Origin of the sequence: Moorena sp. SIO1G6, assembly GCF_010672795.1 — a bacterium.
Taxonomy (GTDB): domain Bacteria; phylum Cyanobacteriota; class Cyanobacteriia; order Cyanobacteriales; family Coleofasciculaceae; genus Moorena; species Moorena producens.
On the sequence record NZ_JAAHFZ010000113.1, the window covers coordinates 1 to 8,096 of the forward strand.

Annotated in this window: 8 protein-coding genes; 1 reads left to right on the plus strand and 7 read right to left on the minus strand. The window is 42.6% G+C overall.

The features are described 5' to 3' along the window. Positions 1-435: 435 nt before the first annotated feature. A complete protein-coding gene (locus tag F6K63_RS35780) occupies positions 436-1,065 on the plus strand; it encodes a hypothetical protein (RefSeq protein ID WP_287314854.1) in 630 nt (209 codons plus the stop codon). 248 nt (positions 1,066-1,313) lie between these two features. On the opposite strand, the gene F6K63_RS35785 is transcribed toward F6K63_RS35780, so the two are convergent. The 7 genes from F6K63_RS35785 to F6K63_RS35815 all read right to left on the minus strand — a co-directional run. Then, a complete protein-coding gene (locus F6K63_RS35785) occupies positions 1,314-4,604 on the minus strand; it encodes a plasmid replication protein, CyRepA1 family (RefSeq protein ID WP_287314856.1) in 3,291 nt (1,096 codons plus the stop codon). Between the two features lie 661 nt (positions 4,605-5,265). Continuing rightward, entirely contained in the window at positions 5,266-5,460 is a 195-nt protein-coding gene (locus F6K63_RS35790) for a hypothetical protein (protein ID WP_287314858.1), read from the minus strand. Positions 5,461-5,476: 16 nt separating this feature from the next. Then, the gene (locus F6K63_RS35795) at positions 5,477-5,728 is read right to left on the minus strand and encodes a hypothetical protein (RefSeq protein ID WP_287314860.1); all 252 of its coding nucleotides are present in this window, start codon (positions 5,726-5,728) and stop codon (positions 5,477-5,479) included. A 65-nt stretch (positions 5,729-5,793) separates the two neighbouring features. Next, a complete protein-coding gene (locus F6K63_RS35800) occupies positions 5,794-6,045 on the minus strand; it encodes a hypothetical protein (protein WP_287314861.1) in 252 nt (83 codons plus the stop codon). Further along, positions 6,042-7,160, minus strand: coding sequence for an ATP-binding protein (locus F6K63_RS35805; protein WP_287314863.1), 1,119 nt, complete (start codon positions 7,158-7,160; stop codon positions 6,042-6,044). The genes F6K63_RS35800 and F6K63_RS35805 overlap by 4 nt, the downstream gene beginning before the upstream one ends. Positions 7,161-7,306: 146 nt before the next feature. Next, complete coding sequence (locus F6K63_RS35810; protein ID WP_287314865.1) at positions 7,307-7,627, minus strand: hypothetical protein; 321 nt, start codon at positions 7,625-7,627, stop codon at positions 7,307-7,309. 173 nt (positions 7,628-7,800) lie between these two features. Further along, positions 7,801-8,096: hypothetical protein (locus F6K63_RS35815; protein WP_287314867.1), on the minus strand; the 296-nt coding region annotated here is incomplete at its 5' end.

Below are 8,096 nucleotides of genomic sequence, written 5' to 3' on the forward strand. Positions count from 1 at the left end.
TAAGCGTCAGCTGGGATTTGGATGGTCCAATTGCCATTCATACAGTGGAGTAGTCCATCAGTCACGGTGCTAGTACTAGTTCTCTTCATGGCCAATGCGTTTGTATTGTAAGACTTGTGTAAGACTACATTAGCATAATTATGTAAGACTCGTGTAAGACTACATAGGATGGTATCCCGATATAAGCCAACCAAAAAATAACTGACAAGCTGTAAATGTTATGATTTGAATCATAAAGGAACTTGTACCATGCCCTTACCAAGTAATTTCAATAGAGTAGAGCATTTTATATCCGTAGTCACACAGATTCATAACCAAGTCGTGAAAGCTCATTTTGGGAGTGAAGTAAGTGAAAGTATATCAGAGCCTCATTCGAGCTTCGTCCTAGCTTGTAAAATTCACAAAGATGACCCCGTCCTAGTAATACTGGGGAGAATGTTATTATTTGTTTTTTATACGAATTATATCCACACGTTAATGCCAGCAATGTATGGCTGGCCAGTAGAGGACTATGAGAAAGTAAAGACATATAAAAACATTCAAGTCAAGTTGTTCTTTTCTCAGTTGACTATTGATGATAGAACAAGAAGACCTTTATGGAAATATAATTCACAAATTACTTTCAGATTAGTAGATGAAACGACCGAAACCTTTACAGAGGCAAAAGCTAAAGCATTAGCTGAGAAAATTTACAAGACCCTAGCTAATCCACAAATGTACTGGAACAAAGGGAAAATCCGAGTAAGCTACAACGATGACCAAGGGTATCGGTTCTCCCTTGATTGTAAGGATGAAGCGGAAGGTAAACGAGTTATGAGACAAATCATGTCTATTCAAGGTCACACAATGGAAGAAGGGAAGACTAGAGTATCCAGCATCGATGGGGGTTTCCCTAATAACCCAGGTACCCACAAAGTTTATGGTAAGATTACCAAGAAGGTCTCACAACGTCCTGAGGTCAAGGTAGAGTTTACTCATGCTGTTGCCTATGTCTGGTCTAAAGGTGAACCAGTAGGCTTAGTCGGCCCAAGACATAAACTAAGGTCTGCTTTTTTTCGTTTTTGATTCAAGTCCAGAAAATTAATTACTATTTATATATTAAAAATCTGGACAAACTAAAACAAACAAATCTGACATCAAAAAGAGTACAGAAGACAAGGCAAAATTTCCCGAATAGCTAAAAGGAGGAGGGACACTACAATATAGGCATGAGAAATTCAGTTGATGTCAAATGCACATCAACTTATATTCATAATTGTCAGTTATTTACTTGTGAATTAGGAGGAAGATGAGCTGATAGACTACCAGGTGCATTAGGTTGTGCGCCAAGTCCAATTAGTAATCAGTCTTCGGGCTGGATTATGACGGTCTAGGTTAAGCCAAACTTCATCCCCCACCTGACTCCACTCTTTGGAATCAATAAAGTCCTTAACTACTCCCTCTAAGAACTCAGGGGTGGCTTTAGCTGCATCAGTCAGTTTTTGGATGATAGAAGCTGCTAGGGCTGAGATTGTTTGGGGTTCTGATTCAATACTTGTCGGTTGAGATGCCTTTGTCTGGATATCTGGTTCAATTAATGAAGCTTTCTCCTTGGCTTTGGCTAATTTGGCTAGCCGCCTCTCTTCATCTTTTTTAAACCAGTGGTCATATACCCATTCACGGTCTGGAAATTTATCAACCACCTTATAAAGTCGTTCCCTCTTCCCGTTGACAAACTTACCTCGGCTGACCTCTTCAAGTCCATAGCCAAGTTTGTCGAGAAGACTCCGCAGAACTGAGATCGGTTTTTGTTTAGTATTGAATTTGCCTAGCCCAAACATACTTAACTGAGATGCTGCACGTGGACTGGTAGCTTTTTCATGTAACTCAATGACATCTAGATTGCTGTTACAGAATGTTCTGTCGGAATTTAGAAACTTCAGAATCTCCAACGCTATAAAAGGTATTGCTTGCGAATTTTTCTGAGATTTGATAAAGTCAGGAGCGAACAATCCACCATTCGCAGTCTGAGACTCAGCTGCTTCCCGGTCTTTCTCGGGAACAAATGGCTCCCCTTTACTTGAGTTGTAGCCTCGTCTAATTTTCGGGTAATAGCCTTTGTCGTCTAGTTTAACCAGCTCAGGAGTAACTTTCCCGTAACGCTGTTTAGTTTCCCAGTTTCGTTCTTTGTTTCGTTCTGTCTCAGTTTTGGAGTGACTATCTTTAATTGTCTGGTACTCGCTCTCGCTTTGTAATGGCTCTACAGTTACAATATCTTCTATCTTTTTGGCATATCCTTCATCTCTGGCTGACCTCAATTCTTTTTTAGTCTTTTTGTCTTCATCTTTCTCAGAGTCTACATCAATTATTTGATACCCTTCCTCTCTGAGTCCTGTAAAGATTTGTTCGTCATAGCCAATCATCCCAGCATTATGGATAGCAGCTAGCTGGGCAAACAATCGCTGTTCATCAGACATTGGATCTATAGCTTCAACTTCCCATATCGACTGCTCGCTACTTAAGCGGTCTTTTTGGAGTAGTTCCCAACATATCCTTTTAGCGGCAGAAAGACTCTTGTAAAGTGGTTTCCACTTGGTTGCTCCATTTCCAACCTGTCCAAGGGTTCCATATGAAACTGCAAAAACATGTCTTGGGACTGGTTCACGAACTCTTGCAATAGCTTGTCGGACACTGCTCTCACTTTGAAGACCTTGAGCTATTACCCAAACACTGGTGAAGTGGCCCTTTATGTCAATGCTCACCCCGGTTTCTATGGATGGGGATGCTATGACTATGTCATATTTTTGCAGTTCTTCGTTAAGTCGTGGGATTATTCCATATGCTTCATGATTGGGATCTGAAATTGAATGGGAGTCAATTCTCAGTATTCTCTTATCTGGGAACTTTTCTTTGAGCCATATCTCAAGTATAGTGGTGCTCCAAAGTGATTTCTCTTGTTGAGCTGTTAACGAAATAAATAACTTACCCCCATCTCTCACTTCATTTGTTATCTGAGTGATAAGAGTTTCTGGTTTTGGATATCGGTAAGCCTCACCCCGATTGAATTTATATGTGTTTTGGATGACAAATGCATCTATCCCTCCCATTAACTTGGAAAAGTATGTCACCACAGCATCATTCAAGTCTGCATCTGCGATTATGACTTTAGACGCATTTTTAATTAGAGTCCTGAAATCTTTGAGTATTTTAACCCGGGATTTTTTACATGTTGGGGAATGAAGCAGGTGCCACATAACCTGCACCACTTCATCAACAACAACAACAGCCCCATCCCATTCATCGACATTAAATCCAGCTTGTGAATCTTCATGAAGTGAGTCCACACAAAGCCCAAGCGATTGAGATTCACCTCTTTGGGATTGAGGGAGATCGGTTACATATGGGATTCCAAATCGCACACAAAGCGCTTTCCCAAGTTGGATCCGATGAGAGAGTGTTAAAACTTTTCTCCCGATAACAAGCTGCTTTTTAACTTCTTTGCTGATGAATTCTGTTTTTCCAGTCCCTTTCGGTGAGCGAATCCCTATCAACTTCTCGGATTCTGGAATGGTTATATTTTCTAAAAAGCGCTGATGAATTGCTAGATTGGCACGAGTACATTGATTTTCCCGTCTTGCTGTCCATACAGAAAAATCGATAGCTTTATTGTATACTTGATGGAAAGCATCTTGGCCGCAATTAACGATTAGGTCATCGCAGCCTTTACCTTCATTCTTGTCCCACTGAATGATTTTTACTTTGCAGCCTTGAGACTCAAAAAGCTTTCCTAGTTTTTCCCGGGCGCCATCTGTTCGTCCGGGTTTGTCTTGGTCAACATCTTGGTCATATGCAATATAGAAAAGTCGGCCTTTTTGAACTAAACACTTTAGTTCTGGTTTAAACGTATCTGGATATGTTTCCTGTGCATTTGGAGTAGTGAAATTCCAAATGCCAGCCAAGCCGATAGCTACATACCTAGCACTGAGTAGGGCAGCAGTCTTTTTGGCTCCCTCTGTTATGACGATTGGAATATCAGGATTGTTTTTTACTACCCACCAAAATGGATCTGGGCAATCTGATGGGGCTTCGTCAAGACTGTGTCCGTGCTTCTCAAGTATCTGCTGAGCTAATTCTGGTAGTACACGAAGGGTAAATAGCCCAGTGTCCGCTTTCCATGGGTGCTCATACTTGATGCACTTTCCGGGTTTGCCTGGAGCAGGACGAGGGGTATCTGGCTTGAAACATCCCCATAATCCTGGTTCTAAAGTGGTTAGATCGATACCGGAGCACCACCAACCTCCGTTCTCAATGTGACGATAACGTTTGAGAGTACTGTCTGTAACCCGTCCTCCGTTACGCCGTCTAATTTTTGGAGAGTATAAGAGGCGGCTGTGACCATCGTATCGTCCAGTGCATGATTCAAAGTTCAGGGCAATGATATCATCACTAATCGCGGAAGAGCGTAGGTCGCGGAGGTGGTGTCCCGCTATAGTTTCAATAATTCTTTGAGTCTCCGCTTGATATCCCGGAGATTTGTCGTCGTTATTGTTGTGTGAGTCGAATTCTTGAGGTAGAGAGGCTACCGCTGGGTTTGTTGGGAGTTTACTTGGTTCAGGAAATCGCATATCATAAAGACGTAAATGTTGTTTTTTTAAGCCTTGGTTAGAACAACTCTAGTGTTCCTGCCCGCTTTTCAGGGGAGGATGGGTTAAGAGTTCACTATCCACGGCTTTTTTTTGGCCAATACCATTATTACCTAACAGCAACAAAAGCGCAATCCCTTGATTTAAAAGGGGTTTAGCAGCATCTATAGATGCTCAATGTTGTGAATATATGGCCTGCATTCTTGTCAAAATGCTTTCTTTATTTAGCAAGTAGTAAAAAGTCTTATTAGTAGCGCACATAATAGTTAAACAAACATACTACAAGACAGCTATTTAAGTAATCAGCTCTTATCTCAGCGAGAATGATTACTATTTGGCTTTGCCGTGCTGTTTTCTAGAGAAAATCTTCGAGTCACATCGTCTAGAGGGTGTGACTCGAAGATTTTCGCTTGGCGCTCAATTCTCATTCTCACTAAAAAGATAGGTCTTTTCTTGAACAATAAACAACACTAGGCGTATGTAGTATAAATACTACTAAACTTAAATATTTATAATCAAACTAACTATTGATATTAGCCATAATTAGTTTTTCTTTTGAGATTTAAATCATAATGACTTGAGCATGACCTGAACAAATAGCTTGTATGAATCAACTCAATTTTTTAGGTCATGCTCAAGTCATCTACCAGTGACCACGTGGGCGGACTATCTCAGTCCCGACCAGTTTATTGACTGCTACCTGGAGCAGTGTGTAGTCCGACTGTGGTTTTTCTAACAACTCTTCTGCTAGAGTCTCAGCAGTCAGTTGAGTCATACCCCACCATGTCTCTACTTCGGTGATTACCGCTTCCTTGACTGGGGTCTTGTCTTTGCTCATAGTCCTTTATTCCTAACTAAAATGGGATGTTCCACATCCGGCACAAATCCAGTTCGGCACACTGAATTTTTCCAGATACTTGTTTCGGATTCCAATCTATTGGGTAAGCGGGGGAGTATCCAAGCTCTAAAAACTTGGCCATCTCTATTTCGGTTAGATCTAAAAAACCTACATCCCAAATTTCAACCCAGTAGTCTCCAGATTCGTAACACTCTTCTACTAAGCCATCAAGTGAATGCTTTACCCTGACTAGAATTTCAGTTTCCATTGGCTATCATCCAAAATGTAATGTACCATAGTCCAGTTAGCATGATTAACCGGATGCTTTCTAATTCAAACTCCATGCCACTTATTCTCCAAAAACTTTTGAATTTTTGAGTTATCACCAGTACTGCGAACTTCTTCAGCTACTGCATCAAACTCATCATTGAACTTCTTGGCTTCTTCGCCCCAAAATGTGGCTGCTGGTCCGTAGCAGTGTGGTTCCGGTGCCCATGGATTTCGCATTTCTGCTATCCAAGCACACTCCACTTCACCGTTTTCATCAAAGTGAACATCGGAATCATATTGACCAGCTTCAGTCATTCCTTCCCTCCTATCAGTTTCTGAAATTCTGCTTTCCCGGCTTGGTACCGACTCCCGGTGTACCCAAGAACATTTTTGATTACGTACGTTGGACTTTTGGTCTGAGCCAGTTCAGCCAGCGCTTTTCCCAAAATTTGGGAGTCTTCGGAACTCTCTGAAATTCGGTTCAACTCAGTTCTGCCGGGGGTTTCAGCGATTTCCCGGGTCGAAATCGGTAACTGGCGTGTAACTTGAGTTAACTCCCGGTACGTTGGCAGTTGCACCGGGTCATCATCCAGTAGTGCGTGTGTACTATCGGACTTGAGCCACTCCACTAACTGGTCGTCTTTGAGCTTGAGAGCGTGCTTAACCGCGAGCTTACCCAGCCGTAACTTGCTGAAATTGGCTGCTATACCGCTCTTGCCCTCAAGACCCCAAGCTGCAACTTGGTCGTACTGGGATAGAAGTATCAAAAAACGTCTGGCTTTCCGACCACGACGGGCGTGTCTCTCCAACCACTCACTGGCATTACTGCATTTTTGGACAAGTTCCGGGAATTCTTCAGCGATTAGTACCCGGTCACTTCCAGCTAATGCCGAATCCCCACGCTCTGCCCGGATTTCAATTTGGTGGGTTAAGTCTTTTAAATCAGCAGCCATGGACTGATTTATGGAGTCAAAATCTTCAGCTTGGCCTACCACTTGTAAACCACGCCATGAGTCGGGAGAACCCTCGCACTCGTAAACAATAACGGTTCCACCAACCTGGTAACTTAACCATTGAGCGAGTGTTGATTTTCCGGAGCCAGTAGCTCCGATAATCATTAATTGTTTGGATTGAATTTCTGTTAGTAAATCGACGGGAAGCCCAACCACATTCCCGTCGTGTTCATCTACAGAAACCAGAACAATGTCATCAAAACCACCGTCATATGGTAAACGGTCATAAACGGTGATGAGTTTATCATACGACTTGGAAGCCATGACCGACAAGTCAAGCGATAAGCGGGATAGAGACTTCCACATCCAAATTGCGACTCGTGGAGTAACTATCACTAACCGACAGCCAAACCACAATCCGTAATCTAGTAACTTACTGGTTATTTTGAGTGGCATTGCCACCCACTTACCGCCCATTTAGACACCCCAACTTGAACGCAGCATATTCGCGCTTGACTGTTTCAAGCTTGTGGTTGAGTTCGGTTATCTCAAAGTAAGAAAAGCAGTGCATTGCTAGCGCAAACATTGCAAGTACACTGGTGAAGTTTATGTTATCCATAATCCTAGCCCAAGTACATGCGGTAGCAGCGACCGGTGGCGATACCGGTCTCATGCTGACCAGTTTTCAAATCTATGAAACTGGACTTAGATGATTTCACTTTGGGAAAAGAACCATCCGCACTCAGTGAAAATGATGCGAATGTTGGGAGTAACTGCCATTCGGTGGGGGCACTGTCACAGTAACCAGTGATTGTGACAGCCGTCATGTCAGATAGACTAGATGCAGACTCTAAAGAACGGCTAGGAGTACGTTTCCTGCCTCTGTTGAAGTGGGTGCGAGTACCAGTCGCACCTGCTTCGTTACCTATAGATGGACTTGTCATAGTAGCCGTCTAGTATTTATGTAGCACTAACTAAAACAATACATGATAAGTGCTAATAATGACAAGACCTAAAGTAAAAACTCTTACTTTTAAGATGCCTGACTATGAATATCAAGCGTTAGAAGAGTATTGTGTACGTACTTTACGCGGTAAAACAGAAGTGTTAAGAGAGTTTATTCGCTCTCTCCCCGACTATCAAGACCCAGAAGTTCCATCCACTGACGGAACCGGCGGAGGTGCTCCCAGCGGGGAGAACCCGGCATAGCATCCTTCCCATGGGCGCTGAGGTACTGCTCTATCAGTTCACTCGCGCCATTGATTTTGTAATTTAGTTCCCTTAACTCTTGCGAGCCGGTCGTTTGACCGGTTTCTTTTTGCCAATACAGTTCATCGGGGAGTGCAAGCTGATGCCCGATATCTAGCAAACGACCATAATGTAGTTCGCCACTACTACCCAAGTACTTGTTTC

Excerpts from the sequence above, each read along its gene's own strand:
- F6K63_RS35810 (WP_287314865.1), bottom strand. The coding sequence starts at position 7,627 with ATGACAAGTCCATCTATAGGTAACGAAGCAGGTGCGACTGGTACTCGC.
- F6K63_RS35795 (WP_287314860.1), bottom strand. The coding sequence starts at position 5,728 with ATGGAAACTGAAATTCTAGTCAGGGTAAAGCATTCACTTGATGGCTTA.
- F6K63_RS35790 (WP_287314858.1), bottom strand. The coding sequence starts at position 5,460 with ATGAGCAAAGACAAGACCCCAGTCAAGGAAGCGGTAATCACCGAAGTA.
- F6K63_RS35805 (WP_287314863.1), bottom strand. The coding sequence starts at position 7,160 with ATGGGCGGTAAGTGGGTGGCAATGCCACTCAAAATAACCAGTAAGTTA.
- F6K63_RS35780 (WP_287314854.1), top strand. The coding sequence starts at position 436 with ATGTTATTATTTGTTTTTTATACGAATTATATCCACACGTTAATGCCA.
- F6K63_RS35800 (WP_287314861.1), bottom strand. The coding sequence starts at position 6,045 with ATGACTGAAGCTGGTCAATATGATTCCGATGTTCACTTTGATGAAAAC.
- F6K63_RS35785 (WP_287314856.1), bottom strand. The coding sequence starts at position 4,604 with ATGCGATTTCCTGAACCAAGTAAACTCCCAACAAACCCAGCGGTAGCC.